The organism is Micromonospora sp. NPDC049799, assembly GCF_040656655.1.
Classification (GTDB): domain Bacteria; phylum Actinomycetota; class Actinomycetes; order Mycobacteriales; family Micromonosporaceae; genus Micromonospora.
Genome location: NZ_JBFAMU010000864.1, coordinates 1 through 1,280 on the forward strand (window position 1 = coordinate 1; position 1,280 = coordinate 1,280).

Here is a 1,280-nt window from a genome sequence, read left to right on the forward strand (position 1 = left end):
GGTGATCCGCAGGATCCGGTCGTAGAGGACCTGGAGCACGTCGAGCGTCGAGTAGACGTTCGGGCCGAACTCCCGCCCGGCGAGGTGCGCTGCCGCCTCGGCGATCAGCGCCGTGGCGACGGGTTCGCCGTCTCGGGCCGCGTCGACGACCAGTGGAGCGAGTCGCGCCAGCTCGACCGGGGGCCGGCGGGTGACCGCCTGGATCAGCGCGTCGACGGTGTGCCGGGGGCGGGGCGCGACCTCGGCCGTGCCGAGCAGCGACGTGAGAACGCGGGTGCCGAGCGGGTCGGGCGTGCGGGCCCGGTCCAGGTCGGCCAGGAGGCGCCGGACCGCCTCGCGGCCCAGCCAGAAGCCGGAGCCGGCGTCGCCGAGGAGCCAGCCGTGCCCGTCCGCCACGCGGTCCAGCCGCAGGTCCCGTACCGCGGCGGCGATGGCGCCGGTGCCGGCGATCAGCACGGTGCCGTGCGGGCGGGCGGTGCCGGAGGCGTACGCGACGAGGGCGTCGCCGTGAATCGAATACGGGCAGCGGAGGCCGGCGTCCTGCCAGGCCCGGTCGAAGGCGTCCCGCCCGGCGGGGTCGGCGAGCAGGCGGGCGGCTCCGGCGAGGCCGATCACGCCGGCGCGTACCCGGTCGGGGTCGACCTCGGCGAGCGCGGCGCGCAGGGCCGCGCGCAGCTCGTCGGCGGCCCGGTCCGCGCCGTGGCTCGTGGGGTTGCCGCCGCCGGCCCGACCGGAGCCGACGCGGCGGCCGTCGAGGGTCACGGCGGCCGCGCGAGTGGACGTACCTCCGACGTCGAGGCCGACCACGACGGTGTCGGACATGCGGCATCACCTCCTTGATCAACCAGTGTTCATGCTGGTCGGCGCAGGCGTGTCCGGGCAAGAGCGGAGGCGGCCCGCGGGCTGTGCGCCAGGTAACAGTTTGAAAACTTCGCCCACGGTCTTGACAGGGAGGGCCCTTCAGTAAGAACTTTTACCACTAACAGTTAACACTCTTTTCCGAAAGGGCGTCCGATGGTTGATCACGAGGTGGACACCGCCGCGGGGACCGCGGTGGTCGACGCCGACGGGTTCGACCGGCGGGTCGCCTCCGACGGGGTGCTGGCGCGGGTCCGCGCCGGGGCGGGAGAGTTGACGGGGGCGTTGCGCCGGGGGGGCCGGCCCCAGGGCCGCGCCCCGGGGGGCGCGGGCCCGGGGGCCCACCGCGGACTGGGCGGGGGGAGCGGGCCCCCCCCCGCGGCCCACCACCCCGGGGGGCGGGCGCGGGGGGGCGGCCGGGA

Annotated in this window: 1 protein-coding gene and 1 pseudogene; one reads left to right on the forward strand and one right to left on the reverse strand. The window is 76.5% G+C overall.

The features are described from left to right. Positions 1-822, reverse strand: an 822-nt coding sequence (locus AB0I76_RS30185; RefSeq protein WP_357042620.1) for a BadF/BadG/BcrA/BcrD ATPase family protein, incomplete at its 3' end; no start/stop codon positions are given. 192 nt (positions 823-1,014) lie between these two features. Here AB0I76_RS30185 and AB0I76_RS30190 point away from each other — a divergent pair. Then, positions 1,015-1,152, forward strand: a pseudogene (locus AB0I76_RS30190) (RpiR family transcriptional regulator); the annotation flags it as partial. Positions 1,153-1,280: the final 128 nt, after the last annotated feature.